This is a genomic window from Bacteroidota bacterium, from assembly GCA_016706255.1.
GTDB lineage: Bacteria > Bacteroidota > Bacteroidia > Chitinophagales > BACL12 > UBA7236.
In genome coordinates, this window is the sequence record JADJJZ010000029.1 from 735,412 (window position 1) to 754,845 (window position 19,434).

The 19,434-nt window shown below is 37.0% G+C and carries 19 protein-coding genes; 6 read left to right on the forward strand and 13 right to left on the reverse strand.

Annotated elements, in window-relative coordinates; all coding sequences use genetic code 11:
• Positions 1 to 143: 143 nt before the first annotated feature.
• The 3 genes from IPI65_21105 to IPI65_21115 all read right to left on the reverse strand — a co-directional run bounded on the left by IPI65_21105 (position 144) and on the right by IPI65_21115 (position 5,180).
• Entirely contained in the window at positions 144 to 2,540 is a 2,397-nt protein-coding gene (locus IPI65_21105) for a T9SS type A sorting domain-containing protein (GenBank protein ID MBK7443931.1), read from the reverse strand.
• A 69-nt stretch (positions 2,541 to 2,609) separates the two neighbouring features.
• Entirely contained in the window at positions 2,610 to 3,248 is a 639-nt protein-coding gene (locus IPI65_21110) for a hypothetical protein (protein ID MBK7443932.1), read from the reverse strand.
• Between the two features lie 270 nt (positions 3,249 to 3,518).
• A complete protein-coding gene (locus IPI65_21115) occupies positions 3,519 to 5,180 on the reverse strand; it encodes a DUF4139 domain-containing protein (GenBank protein MBK7443933.1) in 1,662 nt (553 codons plus the stop codon).
• 99 nt (positions 5,181 to 5,279) lie between these two features.
• Between IPI65_21115 and IPI65_21120 the strand changes: the two genes are divergently transcribed.
• Complete coding sequence (locus IPI65_21120; protein MBK7443934.1) at positions 5,280 to 6,065, forward strand: hypothetical protein; 786 nt, start codon at positions 5,280 to 5,282, stop codon at positions 6,063 to 6,065.
• 10 nt (positions 6,066 to 6,075) lie between these two features.
• Here the strand turns inward: IPI65_21120 and IPI65_21125 are convergent, their stop codons facing one another.
• Together IPI65_21125 and IPI65_21130 are read right to left on the reverse strand one after the other, a co-directional pair.
• Complete coding sequence (locus tag IPI65_21125; GenBank protein MBK7443935.1) at positions 6,076 to 7,308, reverse strand: hypothetical protein; 1,233 nt, start codon at positions 7,306 to 7,308, stop codon at positions 6,076 to 6,078.
• A 434-nt stretch (positions 7,309 to 7,742) separates the two neighbouring features.
• Entirely contained in the window at positions 7,743 to 7,886 is a 144-nt protein-coding gene (locus IPI65_21130) for a YqaE/Pmp3 family membrane protein (protein MBK7443936.1), read from the reverse strand.
• Between the two features lie 334 nt (positions 7,887 to 8,220).
• Here IPI65_21130 and IPI65_21135 point away from each other — a divergent pair, with 334 nt between their 5' ends.
• Positions 8,221 to 8,505 carry a hypothetical protein gene (locus tag IPI65_21135; GenBank protein MBK7443937.1) on the forward strand — a complete coding sequence of 95 codons (285 nt, stop codon included), beginning with the start codon at positions 8,221 to 8,223 and terminating at the stop codon, positions 8,503 to 8,505.
• Positions 8,506 to 8,638: 133 nt separating this feature from the next.
• Positions 8,639 to 8,995: a hypothetical protein gene (locus tag IPI65_21140; protein MBK7443938.1), complete on the forward strand. Its 357-nt coding sequence runs from the start codon at positions 8,639 to 8,641 to the stop codon at positions 8,993 to 8,995.
• A 2-nt stretch (positions 8,996 to 8,997) separates the two neighbouring features.
• Here IPI65_21140 and IPI65_21145 read toward each other — a convergent pair whose 3' ends face one another.
• From IPI65_21145 to IPI65_21165, 5 genes are read right to left on the reverse strand one after another with little or no spacing between them, the layout of a single operon-like run.
• The gene (locus tag IPI65_21145; protein MBK7443939.1) at positions 8,998 to 10,302 is read right to left on the reverse strand and encodes a deoxyribodipyrimidine photo-lyase; all 1,305 of its coding nucleotides are present in this window, start codon (positions 10,300 to 10,302) and stop codon (positions 8,998 to 9,000) included.
• Positions 10,303 to 10,352: 50 nt separating this feature from the next.
• The gene (locus IPI65_21150; protein ID MBK7443940.1) at positions 10,353 to 11,189 is read right to left on the reverse strand and encodes an aminotransferase class IV; all 837 of its coding nucleotides are present in this window, start codon (positions 11,187 to 11,189) and stop codon (positions 10,353 to 10,355) included.
• A 28-nt stretch (positions 11,190 to 11,217) separates the two neighbouring features.
• Positions 11,218 to 11,871 carry a CoA transferase subunit B gene (locus IPI65_21155; protein MBK7443941.1) on the reverse strand — a complete coding sequence of 218 codons (654 nt, stop codon included), beginning with the start codon at positions 11,869 to 11,871 and terminating at the stop codon, positions 11,218 to 11,220.
• Positions 11,872 to 11,895: 24 nt separating this feature from the next.
• Positions 11,896 to 12,588 (reverse strand): CoA transferase subunit A, encoded by a 693-nt coding sequence (locus IPI65_21160; protein ID MBK7443942.1) that lies wholly within the window; start codon positions 12,586 to 12,588, stop codon positions 11,896 to 11,898.
• A 1-nt stretch (position 12,589) separates the two neighbouring features.
• Positions 12,590 to 12,979: a DUF4296 domain-containing protein gene (locus IPI65_21165; GenBank protein ID MBK7443943.1), complete on the reverse strand. Its 390-nt coding sequence runs from the start codon at positions 12,977 to 12,979 to the stop codon at positions 12,590 to 12,592.
• A 40-nt stretch (positions 12,980 to 13,019) separates the two neighbouring features.
• On the opposite strand from IPI65_21165, the gene IPI65_21170 reads away from it, so the two are divergent.
• Positions 13,020 to 13,685, forward strand: coding sequence for a YggS family pyridoxal phosphate-dependent enzyme (locus tag IPI65_21170; protein MBK7443944.1), 666 nt, complete (start codon positions 13,020 to 13,022; stop codon positions 13,683 to 13,685).
• 45 nt (positions 13,686 to 13,730) lie between these two features.
• Positions 13,731 to 14,759, forward strand: a complete 1,029-nt coding sequence (locus IPI65_21175; GenBank protein MBK7443945.1) for a DUF3089 domain-containing protein — start codon at positions 13,731 to 13,733, stop codon at positions 14,757 to 14,759.
• On the opposite strand, the gene IPI65_21180 is transcribed toward IPI65_21175, so the two are convergent.
• Complete coding sequence (locus tag IPI65_21180; GenBank protein ID MBK7443946.1) at positions 14,756 to 15,691, reverse strand: diacylglycerol kinase family lipid kinase; 936 nt, start codon at positions 15,689 to 15,691, stop codon at positions 14,756 to 14,758. The two genes, IPI65_21175 and IPI65_21180, sit on opposite strands and share 4 nt — an antisense overlap.
• Here IPI65_21180 and IPI65_21185 point away from each other — a divergent pair.
• Positions 15,682 to 17,085 carry an aspartate aminotransferase family protein gene (locus IPI65_21185; protein MBK7443947.1) on the forward strand — a complete coding sequence of 468 codons (1,404 nt, stop codon included), beginning with the start codon at positions 15,682 to 15,684 and terminating at the stop codon, positions 17,083 to 17,085. The two genes, IPI65_21180 and IPI65_21185, sit on opposite strands and share 10 nt — an antisense overlap.
• A gap of 9 nt (positions 17,086 to 17,094) precedes the next feature.
• Here IPI65_21185 and IPI65_21190 read toward each other — a convergent pair whose 3' ends face one another.
• Complete coding sequence (locus tag IPI65_21190) at positions 17,095 to 18,486, reverse strand: 1-acyl-sn-glycerol-3-phosphate acyltransferase (GenBank protein ID MBK7443948.1); 1,392 nt, start codon at positions 18,484 to 18,486, stop codon at positions 17,095 to 17,097.
• Between the two features lie 24 nt (positions 18,487 to 18,510).
• A complete protein-coding gene (locus IPI65_21195) occupies positions 18,511 to 19,428 on the reverse strand; it encodes a bile acid:sodium symporter family protein (protein MBK7443949.1) in 918 nt (305 codons plus the stop codon).
• Between the last annotated feature and the right edge of the window lie 6 nt (positions 19,429 to 19,434).

Below are 19,434 nucleotides of genomic sequence, written 5' to 3' on the forward strand. Positions count from 1 at the left end.
TTTTGCCTGCATCTAAAAAATTGATTTAATAGAAATAATTGTTGCATAATTAATCGGAATTATGCATTCAAAAAAATAAAAAAACCCGTTTGGGATTTTATTCCGAAACGGGTTAACCAAAACAGGTTTCCAATGGCAAAATGTTATTTGGAAACCTCTATCTTAAGTATCCTTGTTTTTTCCTTATCACTTATCTGAAGCAAATATAATCCGTTTGGAACTGCCCTCAAATCAAATGCAAAAATATTTTTTCCCACATGACATAACTCGTTGATAATCATTATGTTACGTCCTTCAAGGTCTTTTATTTCGATAGAAACCTGCATCTCTGTAGGCACCCCGATTTCAACAGTCAAATCGTCAGATGTTGGGTTAGGATAAACCTGTATTTCTGACAGGTTGAGTGTATTAATTGCCACGGCTTCGGTAACGGTTACGAGGTAGGTTTTTGCCTCAAAAGTAACCGGTGCATAGGCGGTATATGTGACAGGAGCACTAAAGTTTTGTGCAATGCCGGAAGCTGGGTCAACGTACTGTCCGGTGATGTCGATTGAAGGCACTAAAGCGGTCAAATCGGTACCCATTGGAACAGAAATGTTAATGGTTCCTGCAACCTGATCGATAGTACCTGCAGCTGCCGGAGTGGTAAAGTTAAAAGCCACGATGCTGTTCGGGTAGGTTGTAGTATACCCTTCTATATCGTTTTTATCTCTTGGTAATAACTTCCAGTTGCTGAAGCTATAATACATCAAACCTTGGATGTACGTAAGGTTTTCGCCCATAGTAAGCGTATCAACACCAAACTCAAAATTAATTTCGTAGCTATAATCGTCGCAACGCATACCTATTTCCGGGGTATTGCTGCTGTTTACACGCCATTCGCCAAAAGCCCCGCCGGTTGCGGCATCTGCATTATTTGAGGTAACAAATGCATTGTCAAATTTAACCATCATTCCTTCCCAAGGCTCAGTTGCAGCGTAAACTTTAGCATCAACATCTAACGGATTGATACCGTTAACATAGGTTGGAAGGTCATTCATTTGTGAAATCAGTGTATAGGTAATGTTGCTGAGTTTTGTAACCCCGAACTCTTCTATCACTTTAGCAGCAGTAATATGAATTTTATCGCCACGGAATAAGGCATCGGTGCCATCTCCGGGAACAGATTTGATGAAAATGCCTTCATAAGCACCACTTCCCTCCTGCACAGCAACCAATCCAAGGTCGTAAGTGCGGGTTGTTGCGGTAACTATTGCTTCAATGTCCATTTCAGCAATACTATCGTTAGCCCAAATTGAAGAACCAGAAGGGAAAGGTGTATTTTGAATCTGAACTATTGAATTTATTCCGCCATCATATACCACATACGTATTAGGTGAGGCTGCAGTTGGGTTTGAGATGTTATTACCATCATCATCAAAAGCTTCTATATAATAATTAACATAAGTGCTGTCAATGCCCGGGCCGGGAATATCTGCAGACCAAATTGCACCACCAACATTACTCATTACTGATAAATTCCAGTCTGTAGAACCTATTCCATAACTATAATATAAGTCAGCAGAGGCAACGGTTCCGTCGATATCTGTAATATTAGCAGAAACGGTAACTGTTTCAGACGAAGTTGCTGAAACCGGAGTTCTTGTAATATCAGTAATTACCGGTGGCGATGCCAATGATGGTCCGATATCGGTTAATAATAATGGAGCAATAGCATACTGAGTTTCAGCAGTAAATTCGAGAATTACCCCGCGCACATATGCGAGGTTGGTTCCTATTGCCGGTGGTGTGTAAGCCAATGGTGTATTGGTTTCACCTGCCGCGCCGCCAGCCCAAATATTACATTCATCATCATAAGTATCATTACGGAAATGACCACTCATATCGCGAATTTGGATTTTGTTTCCGGCATCATCCTGCAAGTACCAAAACCAACGCAATCCTGAAGGTACCACATCGGTAACGTACACATTGGTAAATTCTACATATTTACCTTCGTATTTTTCCCCGTCGAGGGTATTAATCACTTGTCCACCTGCGCCATCGCTCACCATAAACTCAGCAATTTCATGTTCATCGGGCAACGGCATAGAAGAAAACCCGATAATTTCAGTTTCAATCGGGAGCAACAGGAACTGGGTGTTGCCTTCGAATGAGTTAACAATACCGGTACATTCCACAATGTTTCCCACCTGGAAATTATCTACGAAAAGGGTTGCATCATTTAAACTCTCTAAGTCTGTCCAACCAATTGCAGGCCAGTCGATCAAAACGTGAATACCGGCAAACTGGTCGGCATCCGGATCCTGCAGGAAGGTTCCCATACGGCTACCGGTGCTGGAAAGTGCGTAGTCGCAAGGGTTGAAGGTAACCACACCCTGAATACGAACGGTGTCACCGTCATAAGCAGAAAGGTCATCTTCAGCGCCAAGAGCGGCGTCATCTTTAAATTGAATATCGGTAATACCTACGAGCGGATATTGCGCAGAGGCTGTAAATGCAGCCATAATAGCCACAAGCAGAAAAGTATACTTTTTCATTAAAATAAATTTGGGGATAAAGGTAGCAAAACCTGTATCCCCAATGAAAAATTTATACTTAATTAATCTTTAAAAAGAATAGGTAATTCCGGTTTGAAATGAAGGAAATATTGACAAATCCTTAACATTAGTTGATGTTGCAAGCGAACGGAATGCAATTTCCAGTGGAAAATCTTTACCATTTAATTTTTGGAAGTCGTAACCAATACCGGCACCTGCCCATGGCATAAACCCGCTATGCGCGTCGGTGCTTAAAACGCGGTTAGTGGAATTATCGGTACCTGTATTAACAGATTCTTCACCCGATAACATTTGAGCATAACCCGGCGCTCCGAAAAACTGTAATGTTAAACCTTTACTGAACGTTAAATTATAATTGAATTCTAATGCACCAAACACGCTTAGTGTGCTGGCTTCATTCATAAACATACCAATTGTAGGAATCATCGCAAACTGACGGTCGCTGATTTTAGAACCGCGGCAGCCGGCTTTTTCCATTTTGGTCCATGACAAGTTAATTTGAGTGCCTAAGGCAAAACCCGGCTGTATTACATTGTAACCAAAATAGTAAAAACTAAGCGGATTGTGATCTTTATGATAAGGTGAACCTGCAATACTATTTCCCGCAAAGGCCTGAGTGCCTGCGCTTAACAGTAAAGCTACCGTTACAAAAGATACAATACGATTTAACCCCCCGAATAATTTCATTGTGCTGATTTTCAAATTATGGTGCAAAATTAATGCTATTTACTCATTTTGGTCCTGTTTTGTCAGTCGTAAACAAAAATTTAATACATTCTGACAATCAAACTACAATTATTACACAAAGTTACCCCGATTTGTTCTCTAAAGCCTTGTTTTTTATCCACAGTAATAACCCCATAATGCCCTAATTATCAACAACAACTGTGGCGGGAATAAACAAAAAACGTCCGCCGAAGCGAACGTTTTCTTTTTTGCAGAAACAACTATTTATGCTTAATTTAAACTCAGTGGTTCATTTTTAGGATAAGTAATTTCAAACTCGAGGCTGAAGTCCTTTTTCTCTTTGGTTTTCACTTTTTGTCGCCAGGTTACAATACCGGTAAGGTCGTCGAGTTCGCCGCCTGATTTTTCGATAAGCTCCACTTTGATGTTTTCTTTCTGTGAAACCGGAATATGATCTTTAATAACCACTTCAATGGTAATGGCTTTTCCGTTACGGACTTCGATTTCATAAGCTAGTGTTTTAGTGTTGTTAGCACCCAGGAAACGTTCAGTCGATTTATCTGACAACTGTGTGCGTTTTACTTCAATAGAGCGGTCACGGCCAAGTGATAAGGCAAGGGTATCGCTTAATGATAATGGATTGATATTGGTTTTGCCAACATAAGTATTATTAAAATAGATATTCGCCATACCCGGAAGCAGATTTAATGATTCCCAATCGGTAACACTTGCAATTAAAAATGCAGTTTGTTCAATTTTAGGAACAATCAAATAATTGTATGTTGTAGGTAATTGTTTGGTTTGTAATGCAACAATATGTCCTTTTCCGTCAGATGGAATGGTATAGTTAAGCGCTATATCAAATTCCACATTGGCAATAGTTTGCACTTGTGTAGTATAATTTACTGAAGAGCCGGCATTTGAATCAAGCGTTATTGATTTTGACATGTAACTACTCAAGTCTTCACTATCATCTTTAGCTTCAGCTGCAGGTTGTAGTGTTTCCATATCACGTTCATAGTAATAATTATAATTTCCAAGGTACCAGGTAGTGATTGCAGGTAAATTATTTCCAATTGCAGGATTTCCGGTTGAACAGGTCAATTTAACATCTTTCCAATCAACACCACAGGTTTGCCAGATATTTGCTTTATAGGCAATATCTACCGGTTTTGCAATATCAGTTGCACGAATATCATAAGTGGCATACCAACCGGCATTATAAGTGATGTAATCCACTTCCACTTTTGCAGTAAGTGCATATTCTGTTTGTACACTCATTATAATTTGCGGAACCGGATTATTTGGTTGTTGCATTGAAGCCTGTTGATTGCGATAATTTTGTAATTCATAAATACGACTTTGCATCAAACTTTTTTTAAGATTGAGCTGATATTCTTTTTTCTCAACCTGCAGTAAATCGACATAAATTTCATTTAATTTTTTATCGTAATATTCTACGGTTTGCTGAATTAATGCCAGGGAATCGCTGCTGTTACCTTTATACAAAGTATTATTCAGCATCATTTGTTTTTGCACATTTAATACTTCTCGACGATTGTAAAAAGTACGCAAATCAAAATCCAGTTCAACAATAGAATCAGAAATTGCTTTTATTTTTTTATCTGTTTCGGTGAGTATCACCGGATTAGCAATTGGTTCGGGATAAAATAAGCGGTATTGAATATCCAAAATTGTAAAATCACCCTTACCGCCACCTTGCACAGAGTTGGGGTCGAGACTGGATGATAAGCCTTCAATTATAATTTCAGATTGCCCTTTCGGCAATGACACGTTGGTTGAATGATATAGCTGGGCTCCGGTTAAAAATACCGTTGCTTTTTCAATGGGTGCAGTTACAGTTATTTGTTTTTGTGCGAATATCGCAGTTGCAATCAGCATCAGTTGCAAGGTGGTAAGCAGTCGTTTCATTTTGTAAGTTTTGATTGGAGATGCCCATAAAACCAGAATTCCACAAACGGGACTAAAATTCTTTAATAATAAATTTCAGGTCATGAACGTTTTTGTTGCATGAAAGCACTGATACTTATCATGCTTACTTGCTCTGCGATATTTTATGGTTGTAAAAAAGAGGACAGTTCGCTTGAACTAACGTTGCAAAATACAAACAATACACTTACTGCATTAATTGATGAACAAAATTGGCAGGTTAATCGCGATTTTGAGCGGAATGGTAAAGGAGCACGTAGTTTCAATGCCGGTATGAAAGCAAAATATTTAATTCTTGAAGGCCAATTAGCATATATTGATTCAAAAATTAATTTATTGAAACAAGATTCCGTTTCAGATATTTATGCATTTATATACGACCTCAAATTGGAATTGATCATGAAAGATCTTGATGTAAATCCATTATCCATAAATCGATATTCGAATTTTTATAAATACAATTACGTAGATAAAAGTTATACTAAAGACGAAGCAATAAGTCAGTTGTTAATTTTAAAAAATGAACTTTTAGGCGCTTGTAAAAACAGTTTTAATCACACGCATATGCATGAGCCGTGTTTTACCTTTTCACCTTCTGCATTCATAAAAATAAATGACAACGAATTAGTGTATGTGATACCCACTTCAAAAAGATATAATGTTTATACAATGGATTCTATAGTTTTTAATGGCATGTATTATAAGCAGTTCAACATACCAACAACCAATTACGAACGATCCGCAAACAAAAATTTTGAAACTTACCATATCAAATATCCTGACATCGGAAATGCAGGAAAAGAGGATATTCGGTTGAAATTTACAGCTTACATTTTAGATGAAGCACATACTTTTGAGGAATATTAAAACAACTCAATTAATTTGCCATCGCAAACTCCCTTTTAGGTAAAACAAAATAGAAGGTTGAGCCAACATTTTCTTCACTTTTAGCATAAATAACACCATTATGTGCTTCTACAATTTTTTTACAAATTGAGAGCCCCATGCCGGTTCCATTGGTTGAGTCTGTATTATTCAGGCGGACTAAAGGATTAAAAATTGCAGTTAATTTATCATTTGGTATTCCTATGCTGTTATCATTTATTGCGTAAATGGTTTGTGTTTCAGTTAATTCACCGTAGATATGAATAACTACTTGTCGCTCTTCCGATTTATACCTGATTGCATTAACAATTAAATTTTGAATGAGTTGGAAAATAAGCAAACCTTCTCCATAAGCATTGGGGAGATTTGTAGTTACAATTTTTGCATTTGTTTCCTGAATAAGGTTATCAATTTGTTTCAACACCAACTGCACCAGCGCATTCATATCAATTTCAGCCATCATTTTTTGGGTCTGCTGCACCGATGAAAATATCAGCATTTCATCAACCAAAGCAGCCATATGTGTTGTTCCTGTTTGGATGAACTTGGTATATTCTTCAATGTTATTATCCTGAACGTTTAATGTTTTAAGCCGTTTTTGCAACAAATTGGAAAACCCTGAAAGTGTGCGCAATGGTTCTTTTAATTCATGGGAAACAATATGGGCAAATTGCTGCAAATTTTCATTACTGCTTTGTAGTTGTTGTGTTCTTTTTCGTACTTCTGATTCCAGATGAATATTTTGTTCGTAGATTTTTTGATTATCGGCATTAATTTTATTTACCAAATCGTTGTTGAATCTAATCATGAGTGATGCAATAAAGCAAGATATATTTATTGCCAGAACTGCAATTATACCATAAGAAATCATTTCCGGTGTAAGTGTTTCCCAACCGTTTTTGTTTAAGATAATTCCAAAGTGCAATGCGAGTAATAATGAAAATAAAATAGCGAGAAAAGCAAAATTTAAAATCGCTATATAAAAAGATACCATTAACAGTAAAGCTGCCTCAAGTGCGAATAAAGTAACATATAAACGCAAAAACATAATGTCCCCCGTGTTATCCGTATAATCAACCAAAGGGCCATAAATAAATACTGCAGCCAACAGGGTAATAACGATGGTTTTCAGCGCTTTTTCAAGACGATTAGATTTAACCCAATAAAGGGATAAACAAGTACCGCAAACGCCGATAAAATCTGCAATAAAATGGACAGGGCTCATATTGCAGGCTGAGTGTATAATGGATACTAAAATAAAAAACAGTAATAGCCCGAGTATTACCCAGAGTGCGTATGTAATTCTCCGTTTCTCCAGGTTGTCGATGGACTTTTTGGGGAAAAAAATTAATATCCAATTAAACATTGCTGTTCAAAGCTTTTAATAGTGTGGTTTTCTTATGATGTGGCTGGCATCAATGTAGCAAATTTAGTAAAATTATTGACTGAAATTTGAAATATTGGTAACAATCCTATCCGAATTAGGCGTTATTTTGAATAAAATGTAAGGATTTGTGATTTTCATTTTAAGTGATTTACGTCGTTGATGTCAACTTTTATGCTAATGATAACCTTTTAGAGGTAAGTTGAATTTACCGGGAAGGGTGGATATAAAAAAGGGCTGCCTTTTTGAGACAGCCCTTTTTCTGTGACTATAAATTACTGTTGCAAAATATAAAAGGCATGTATAACGCCCGGAAGCCAAGCTAATAATGTCCATAAAATATTCCACACTGTTGGCATACCCAAGTCAGTATGAATAGCTACCGCTACAGGTGGTAATAATACAGCTAAAATGTACATCCCTATTGAAGCATCCGGTTTGCCAAGCGCGTGTGCTGCCTTTGCATCATCGATGGCAAGACTGATCAATTTACTCTTTTCACGCGGCGTTAAGGCATCATATGCGCGCTTTAATGCATCCTGGTCATCAATGGTCATAGTTTCAGCCATTTTAAATACATCATCTGCAGTTAGTTTTTGAGCTTCACCGGTACCGGCAAAGGCCGACATTGCCAGACAACTCATTAGCAATGTACACAATATCAATTTTAATTTTTTCATAAAATAAGGGTTTAGATGAAGTGAAGATACTAACCATTTGTATTACATCAGAATGTTTTATCGTTTTATCTGCATGAAAACTATATTTTCCTTTTTAAGTATATGCTTTTTGGTATATGGTTGTGGTTCAAGCAACAACCCGGACGTAGTTAATCAATCATTTCACAACACCAATAATTTCTTAACAGGAAGAAATGAGCAATATCTGCGCTATCTCACCAATTTTGAATCGCGATTTGCGGAAAAACATTATCAAAATATAATTGATAGTTTCCAATTTATTGATGTGGTTGTAAAAAATAATATCACACATATTTTAGCTGAAGAAAAAGGTTTACCGGCAATCCTACCTAAATAAAATTAAGCAGGAAATTTTAGCACTTAGTCCTTGTGTTGTATATGCTAAAGAAATAGAAGAAAATTATATTAAACCTTTTGATACGCTTAATGCTTCGGGTTTACCCGAAGAACAGGCAAATCAATTATTATTATTGGAATGGCATATCATTATGAGTGGCATGCGCAATATGTTTTTTTGCAGCAGTGAAGGAGTAAGTGATGTTATTCCTGTCGCAAACAACAACTATCTGGCGCTGATTTTCAGGGAATCTGATTTATTTGAAAACATCGTCGATTCCATTCATATAAAAAACGTAATGGCAGGCGGTCAATTTTTACAACCGGAAGAATATTCAATTGTAACAACTAAGGATAATAGTGGAATACTTTTTAACAACGATTGTGTTGCTTTATTCAAAAGTGATTTTATTACAATTCAGTTTGAAATAATAGGTTTTGATGCCATCAAAAATCCAAAAAAATATTTCAAACAATTTAAGTTTAAATAAAATCAGGGATTTAAGGCTTCCTTAAAAACTTTTAATACCCTGTCACGCGCAAACGAGTGATCAACTATCGGGTTGCGATATGTTAATTCATCCATATCAGGTACCCATTTATGAATATATTTAAATTCCGGGTCGAATTTTAACGTCTGACTTTGCGGATTAAATACTCTGAAATACGGAGCTGCATCAACCCCGCATCCTGCCGCCCATTGCCATCCGCCATTATTGCTTGCTAAATCATAATCCAATAATTTTTTTGCGAAATAAGCTTCTCCCCAACGCCAGTCGATTAATAAATCTTTTGTTAAAAAACTGGAGACAATCATACGCACACGATTATGCATAAATCCGGTTGCATTTAATTCGCGCATTCCTGCATCAACAATCGGATATCCGGTTTTTCCTGCACACCATGCAGCAAATTCTTTTTCATTATTACGCCAAACGATACGATCGTATGCCGGTTTAAATGAATTGGTAACCACATGTGGAAAATGCGCCAATATCATTTGATAAAATTCGCGCCATATTAATTCATTAAAATATTTTTCGTTTACCTGTTGGGTAGCGGTGGCGAGTTTTCGAATACTCAAAGTACCGAAACGCAAATGCACGCTTAACCGCGATGTTCCTTGTACGGCAGGTAAATCGCGGGTGTTGTGATAATTTTTAATAATATTTAAATTGATTTTAAGCGGTGGCACTTCAATTCCACTTGGTAAAAATCCAATATCCTTTAATGTTATTTCTTTTAGCGGAAGGGTTTTATATAAATTGCCTAATTTTTTTTCAGAGTAACGTGGTTGTAAATCTTCAGGTGTTAAACGAAGTTTCCATCGTTTGCTGTAAGGTGTATAAACAGTATATGGTTTACCATCATCTTTTAAAACATCATTTTTTTCAAAAATCACCTGGTCCTTAAACGTTTTAAATTGGATGCCATTTGATTTTAACAAGTCGCCAATTTCAGCATCCCGTTGTAATGCATAAGGCTCAAAATCATGGTTGGTATATACTGCTTTTATGGAGTAATTACGGATAATTTTTTTCCAAATTTCCAGTGGTTCGCCATACTCAACAAGCATATCACTTCCTGCTTTTTGTAATTGATGGCGCAATTCCTGAATGGTATTTACTATAAATTGCACCCGGGCATCTGATTTCTCATCCAGGGCATCCAGAATATTTTTGTCGAAGATAAATAAGGGTAACACATTATCATTTTCATTTAATGCATGATACAAGCCGGTATTATCTTCCAAACGAAGGTCGCGGCGGAACCAGTGTATGGCAATTGATGGTTTCACGATAGTTGCAATTTTAAGGAATGTAGAAATGTAATTAACTTAAACAGCAATTACATTCCGGTAATTAATGCTTTTAATTTTTGTAACAATTCAATTGCAGAATTGTTCTCAAACGTAGCATCCTGAAAGCGGGTTACCGGCACAATACCCTGAATGGCATTGGTAAGCAACACGGCATCTGCACTTAAAACCTCCCCTACGGTCATAGGCATCCTGCTTATTGCGATATCCAGATCGTCGGCATGATCGCAAATAAATTGTTGCATGGTACCTTCCACCCCACCATTCATTGTTGTTGTTGTGTAGAAGGAATTATTTTTAACGATAACAATATTAGAACTGATGGCATCCGCTATTAAATCATCAGTGTTAAGTAATAAAACATCATCAAACTGATTTTCTGCAGCAAATTTTGCCGCTAACACATAAGGTAAAGCATTTGCTGTTTTACATGCTGAAAGCGGATGAATCATTTTTGGATAATCATCATATACCCCTAATCGTAAATCTTTTTGAACAAAACTTAAAACTGGTGAAGTTATCGGTGTTATTTCAATTAAGAGCGCGGCATCATTTATTTCCGGTTTATACAATCCTCCCCCATCGCGCCATACTGTAATTTTGCAGCGACCATTTTCCAGATTTAATTCATTGGTTAGCGATGCAATGATATCTTCAAAAAAAACAATATTCCATGCATCAGGAAAATTTATTCCCAACAATAACATTCCTTTTTTTAAACGTTGCAGATTATAATTGAGTAAAGGTGTTTTTTTGTTGATAATGAGTAGTGTTTCAAACAGGGCGTCACCGTATTTAAAAGCGCGGTTGCCGGAATTTACGGCAAACGTTGTAGCAGGGATATAACGATTATTAAAATAAACCATGTTCACATTTTTATGAATGAACGTTCATTCATATATCCATTTCAGGCACATCGCCTTCAACAATCAAACGGCCTTCTGTTTTTTCGCGAATGGTTTCAACACTTACACCGGGAGCGCGTTCCAGCAGTTTAAAACCATCGGGCGTAACGTCGAAAACACCTAATTCCGTCACCACTTTTTTCACCACACCAAGACCGGTAATCGGCAAAGAGCATTTTTTAAGCAATTTACTTTCGCCGGCTTTATTTACATGCTGCATGGCAACGATGATATTTTTTGCACTCGCTACTAAATCCATTGCGCCGCCCATGCCTTTCACCATTTTACCCGGAATTTTCCAATTGGCAATATCACCGTTATCGGCAACTTCCATGGCGCCTAATACGGTTAAATCAACTTTCCCGGCGCGAATCATACCAAAGCTTAAAGCGCTGTCGAAAAAGGCTGAACCCGGCAATGTAGTTATAGTTTGTTTACCCGCATTTATTAAATCCGGATCCACCTGTTCTTCAGTAGGAAACGGACCCATGCCGAGTAATCCGTTTTCACTTTGTAAGGTTACTGAAATACCTTCAGGAATATAATTTGCAACAAGTGTAGGAATTCCGATACCAAGGTTTACGTAATATCCATCCTTTAATTCTCTTGCAATACGTTTTGCGATTTGATTTTTATCTAACATAATCGTTTCCTTCTGAATAATAACTTATTTACTGATTGTTTTTTGTTCAATACGTTTTTCATAATTGTTTCCCTGAAAAATGCGATGTACATAAATACCGGGTGTATGAATTTCGTTTGGATTTAATTCGCCTGCCGGCACTAATTCTTCCACCTCAGCAATCGTAATTTTTCCACCCATTGCCATCAAGGGATTAAAGTTTCTTGCAGTTGATTTATAAATTAAATTTCCGTGGGTATCTCCTTTCCAGGCTTTTACAATTGCAAAGTCGGCCTCAAATGCATATTCCAATAAATACGTTTTGCCGTTAAATACTCTTGTCTCTTTTCCTTCAGCTACTTCGGTTCCAACACCTGCAGGTGTAAAAATGGCAGGCATTCCGTAACCTGCAGCCATACATCGTGTAGCCAACGTACCCTGCGGAATTAATTCCACTTCCAGTTCACCGCTTAATAACTGACGTTCAAATTCTGCATTTTCGCCAACATAACTGCTGATCATTTTTTTCACCTGGTGTTGTTGTAACATTAATCCGATACCAAAATCATCAACACCGGCATTATTTGAAATACAGGTTAAATTTTTTGTTCCTTTTTTCACGAGTGCCGCAATACAATTTTCGGGAATCCCACACAATCCGAAACCACCCAACATTATTACTGCACCATCAAAAATATCCTGAATCGCTTCTTCAGCATTCAACACAACTTTTTTCATGTTATATCTTTTTTTTCACTTTTAAGTTTTGGCTTTCCATTACGTTTAATTGTTCAACCACTTTGGTATAAATATAATTCATCAATACAGGATTGGCTGAGTAATATTTATAACTTTTTTTATATGCTTCGTCAGTAATATCATGTAACTGATAAATTTCAGCATAATGTTGCTTGAGGCGTATATCGGGCGAAATGGAATCTGTTTTATTTTCCTGCACCCATGCTTCTGCAATATGAATATCGGTCATAATGGCAATCATGGGTTCTACAGCAATTACCGTGTCGGGCACATTTTTTATCATGGCATCCGAAATTTCGAACTCACTTTTCGGCTTACAGGCAGCAGTTAAGCTTATCAGAACAACAATAAAAATCAGGTTTCGCCTCATTACCGTAAAAGAATTTAATTTTGCGCTAAGTTAGCCAATGATGAGCAATTTTGATGAACTAAGCAGCATTCTCCGGGAAAAAAATGTAACGCTCGTAGCCGTATCCAAAACACGGTCAATCGAGGAGATTTTAGCACTTTATAACTGCGGTCAGCGCGACTTCGGGGAAAACAGGGTGCAGGAAATGCGCGATAAATATGAGGCACTCCCAAAAGACATCCGTTGGCACCTTATCGGACACCTCCAAACCAATAAAGTAAAATACATTGCGGAATGGGTGCATCTGATACACTCGGTGGACAGTTTGGCACTACTTGAAGAAATTAACAAACAGGCGCAAAAACATAATCGTATTATTCCTTGTTTATTACAGGTTTACATTGCCAGCGAAGAAACTAAGTTTGGGTTAGATGAAGATGAGCTCATTACTCTGCTAAAAAGTGATGTTTATAAACAAATGCATAATATCGCTGTTGTTGGGTTGATGGGCATGGCTACAAATACTGAAAATGTGTCGCTCATAAGAAACGAATTCAGTCACCTTGTACAGTTGTTTGATAAAATCAAGGCAAATTATTTTGGGCAAGATGATGCTTTCAGGCAAAAATCGATGGGCATGAGTAGCGACTATACCATTGCAGTTGAAATAGGCAGTACGATGGTACGAATCGGTAGTTTACTTTTTGGCGAACGAATGGTAAAGTAATTAAAACAGTTCGAATAACATTTTAAATAAATTGAATCATAATTAATGAAGCTTAGCTATTTTATTTTCTCAGGAGTAATTATATTATTTTTTACAGCCTGCGCCACAATGCCCGTAAAAAGTGATTTTACTACAGAAAAAAATCCCCCTGCACCTGATTATTCCAATACGCAATATTGGTCAGCATTACCTGATAAAAAAGATTCTGCTGATCATATTCCAAATAACTCGCCGGTACTGCTCGCCGATGGTCAGGCTAATGCAGATGTAGATGTATTTTTTATTTACCCAACACATTTTTTTTCGAGAAAAGAATGGAATGCAGATGTTAATGATGCGAAATTAAACGACAGAGTTGATACACGTTCCATTTATCATCAGGCAAGTGTATTTAATGGTAGTTGCAAAGTGTATGCGCCGCGTTACAGGCAGGCAACATTTAATGCTTATTTTTCATTAGATAATCCGGATGCAATGAAAGCATTTGAATTGGCTTATGAAGATATTAAAACTGCATTTCAATTTTATCTCGACCACTATAATCACGGCCGGCCAATAATTATTGCCGGTCATAGCCAGGGCACCACACATGCAAAATGGTTGCTGCGCGATTTTTTTGATGGCAAACCTTTACAAAATCAATTGGTATGTGCTTATTTAATTGGAATGCCGGTGTACACCTATGATTTCACACAAATTCAGCCCTGCGACAGTGCCGGCCAAACCGGATGTTATGTGAGTTGGAGAAGTTATCTTGAAAATAATGAACCAAGTGATAAAATGGTTATTCCTGATCCGGACAAGGTTGTTGTGCACAATCCGATTTCGTTTACGAGAACGATGGATGTGGTGCCGGTTGATAAAAATGTTGGTGGATTAGGCCGTGATGGTCAAACAATATATCCGAGAGTATGCAGCGCTACAGTGCATAATGATATTGTATGGGTTTGTCGACCTGAAATTCCCGGAAAATATTTTATTCCGAAAAATTTACATCCTGCTGATTATAATTTATATTGGATGAATATCAGAGAAAATGTTGCACTGCGAATGCAGACATGGAATAGTCATTAAAAACGTAACACTTGTATCGCTTTTGGTAATAATGAAATGGTGATTGGTGTTGTTCCTATAAATTCACCATCTGCATCCACATAAATTGGCGGGTCGCTGTCTATTTTAATGGTTTTTCCGCGATAAGTATTTACAGAATTAAGTTTCACATGAGAACCACTTTGTAATTTCGGTAAATTAAATACCATTTGTAATTTTGTCATACTGCCAATTACCGTCATGTCGAGCAACCCATCATCATAAATTGCTGAAGGTAATTGTTTTAATCCGCCTCCGTTAAATTTACATATCCCTGCTGCTATAGATAAACCTGTTTGAGTTGTTGTAACATCATCAACAGTTAGTGTGAGCGAAGTATGTTTATAAACAAATAATGCTTTTAAAATGGCAATTTGATATTGCAATTTTGTACCTTTCAAAAATCCGTTATTTTCAAATAATTTTTTTGCAACGTGTCCTTCAAAACCTAATCCGGTAATATTTACAAAATACCGTTTTGCCGTCTGGTTACTTTTTTGATACCACACTTCACCTACATCTTGTAAAAATGTGTTTTTCTGTTTCAGTGCTTCGGGAATTGCATTTAAATTTTTGTAAGTACCAATCGTTCGCACCCAGTCATTTCCTGTTCCGGCGGCAATCATTGCAACTGTAACAGTGCTTGTATCAAAACCTGAATTAAAGATGCCATTTACAACATCGTTTGCTGTACCATCTCCCCCAATAATAATAAATTGCTGAAACCCGTCATGTAAAGCATTTTTCGCTAGCTGACCGGCATGGTCCACATATTCGGTAAATACAGCCTCATACAAAATATCTGCTGCATCCAACAGCGATTTCATTTTGTTCCATAACTTAGGCGCATATTTTCCTCCTGAAACAGGATTAATTATTACAAACCATTTTTTATCCATAGTGTATGCTTTCAAAATCAGAATTTCGTCAACAAGCGCATCAGGTAGTAGACTGGATTGCCGATTATCTCGACAATATTGAAAAATTTCCTGTTAAATCGCAAATAACACCCGGTGCTATCAAACATCAAATCGCTGAAAACCCGCCGTTAACGGGAGAAAACATGCAGGATATTTTTGAAGATTTTAAAAATATTATCCCGCCGGGTATCACCCACTGGCAGCATCCGGGATTTATGGCCTTGTTTCCAAGCAATTCAAGTTATGAGAGTGTTTTAGCTGAATTTTTAACAGCAGGTTTGGGTGTTAACGCTATGGTTTGGGAAACTTCGCCCGCAGCTACTGAACTCGAAGAAAAAATGATGGAATGGGTTGCACAAAATTTTGGTATTCCCGCAGGTTGGAAAGGGGTGATCCATGATACGGCCTCCATTTCTACATTAACTGCAATTATCACAGCAAGAGAAAAATACAGTGCTTTTCAAATTAATAATCATGGGTTCAGCGATTTTAATCAGCTTACCATGTATTGTTCAGACCAAACACATTACTCAATTGAAAAAGGTGCTAAAGCTGCGGGGATTGGATTTAATCATGTAATAAAAATTGCATCTGATGAAAATTATGCCATGCAACCTGCACTTTTGGAAAATAAAATAGTGGAAGATATCGCAGCGGGAAAACAACCTTTTATGGTAGTTGCGGCATTAGGCACAACCAGTTCGCTCGCATTTGATCCTTTATTGGAAATAAGTGCTATTTGTAAAAAATATAATTTGTGGCTGCACATTGATGCTGCTTATGCAGGTTCAGCTTTTATTTTACCGGAATATCAGCACTATTTGAATGGTATTGTTGATGCAGACAGTTATGTATTTAATGCACATAAATGGTTATTTACCAATTTTGATTGTTCGTTGTATTTTGTGAAAGATGCACCGCTATTAATTAACACGTTTTCATCGAACCCCGATTATTTAAAATGCACTTTAGATGAAGTTACCAATTTTAAGGATTGGGGTTTGCCTTTAGGTAGACGTTTTCGTGCGCTTAAATTATGGTTCATGTTGCGCAGTTTTGGTATTGAAGGTATTCAGTCGAAACTCAGAAAACATATTGCACTGGCAAATTATTTTTATAAACAAATCAGCTATAACACTAGCTGGGAAATAATGGCACCTTTTGTTATGAATGTGATTTGTTTACGGTATCATCCAAAATCAATTAACGACGAGCAATATCTGAATCAAATGAATGAAAACCTTGTGACAGAAATAAATAGTACCGGTAAATTTTTTATCTCCGGAACAAAATTAAAAGGTAATTATGTAATTCGTGTGGTTATTGGGCAAACCAATGTGGAACAAAAACATGTTGATGAATTATTGAATTATTTTAACCCGATTTAACTTTTAAAATCAGAGTTCCGCCAGTGTATTCAGGAGTTTCTCTCTGGCATAATTTAATTTACCTCTAACCTCGGCACCAAGCTGTTTGTAGCGGATAACAGACCACCATTTTTTGAAGTCGAACCAATAATAAAATGCAAGGTTCCCCGCAATTGGGAATGATACCAAAAATATTAAGGCGGATAATAAACTACCTAATACAGACCATACAATTAACGTCAAAATCATGTAATAAACCGGAAACAGAATGCAGCTGATTGCGTATTTTGCAGAGCTCCAGAATATTTTTTGTTTCAGTTTATTTTCAGCATACCACTGAGGTATCCGGTAAGGCAAATAATTAATTACTAATCCGTAAATAAATAAAGGAAATAATAAAATAAAATACAGCGCCATAAACGTAATAGCCAGCACTGACTGTCTTGCTTTATCAAAAGTATTTTCTCTGAAATTATATTGATTCCGTTCTGTTTTATAGGTATTATAGTCGTGAACAATATTTTTTAATGCTTCAGGATTTTCCTGTTGTAATGTTTCCAGTTTGGGCGTAATTTCCTTTTTTGCTTTAAACCAGGTTATTGGTTCATATTTATTTCCTGATGAAAGCACATCGTGACGCGCATAAAATTCGGATAATTCGACAATTTCTTCATGCATCGGGCCGTGGCTGACATGCGTGGTGACCACCTGCATACCTTGTTCAATTTCATCTTTAAGATGATTAATTGCTAATGCCGGATTGGTTTTATATTCGGAACTGTATTTTTTTAAGAGAATTGGTTCACCGAAATTAATGAGTTGCCATTTCTTGAATTTTTCAGCACCTGTATAATTAATTCCAACCGGAATAATATGCACATCCAAATCAAAATCATAACGTTCTTCAGCCATAAAGGCAATGCGGCAAATACCTTTTTTTAATGGCCGAATATGTTCTTCGTTAATACAATTACCTTCAGGATAAATACCAATCATCGCATTATTGGCGAGTAAATCTGCGCATGCATTAAATGTTGGCTGATTCATTGCCCTTGTATCTACCCCATCTCTTTCGCGCCATAAAGGCAGCATGTGAAAGAAATAAAATAAGTTACCTAACATTTTATTATTGAAGGCATCTCCCCTTGCCAATTGCCAAACCTGAGTGCTTTTTGTATTCACAAATGCAAGGCTGTCCATAAACGCGTTGCGGTGACTAATTGCAAAAATTACCGGTTTATCTATAGGCACATTTTCCCAGCCTTGCACTTGAAATTTGCTATAATAATAACGGTATGGGATACTGATAAGCAAAGGCTGCACGAACCAATACCCTTTGGTATAAGGATATAATTTCCTGCCTCTGAATTCGATGGCCGGTTGTTTAGAGAATACCTTTCTGGTAATATTGCCGTTCAACATAAAAACCGTGCGAAATTATCACTTTTAAATTTTAGCTGCCTGTTTTGCAGCCATCCTCGACCATATCGTTGCCACCGTAAAACCGGTTACCAGGTCCCAAATGCCCCACCAGCCCGCAACTACAGCCATTCCACCCATGCCGTTAAAGAAAGTAAAAATAATAATCAGCCCCAATGCAGCATTGTGAATACCGGTTTCAATGGCCAGGCATTTTTTGTCCTGAAAATTCAATTTGAACAAAGCCCCCAACCCATAACCCGATAACATGGCGAGTCCGTTGTGCAACAAAACGAGTAAAAATATCATTCCAATAATGTCGATAAAAATGTCGGCATTTTTTAAAAAAGCAAAAACAATAAAACACATGAAAATGATTACCGATATAATCTGAATCGGACGCATGATTTTTTTTGTGAAATTTGGGAACTTATAATTTACAAACATCCCAATGGCTAGGGGTATTCCCAGAATTACAATTATGGTTACAAATAATTCAACCGGATCGACACTTATTTCTTTCATTAATTCTGCAGTCGGCCCATACATACTGCCATAAAATGCAAAATTTAACGGTGTCATTAGTGGAGCTAATAATGTAGATGTGGCTGTAAGTGTAACAGATAATGCCACATTTCCTTTGGCAAGAGAGGATAAAAAATTACTCATATTTCCACCCGGACAGGCGCCTAAAAGGAAAATGCCTAATGCAATACTTGGGCATGGGCGCATTACCAATACAATCAAATAAGTAATAAAAGGTAAAACAATGTATTGACTTGCAATTCCGACTAACGATTTTTTTGGATATTTAAAAAGCTCCTTAAAATGTGTTGTTTTAAGGTCGAGCGCTATACCAAACATCAGAAAAGCGAGTAATAAATTCAGTAACAACATGTTATCGCTACTGAAATTGAGTTGTATGCCATCTATTTCGTCGCACATAATGTG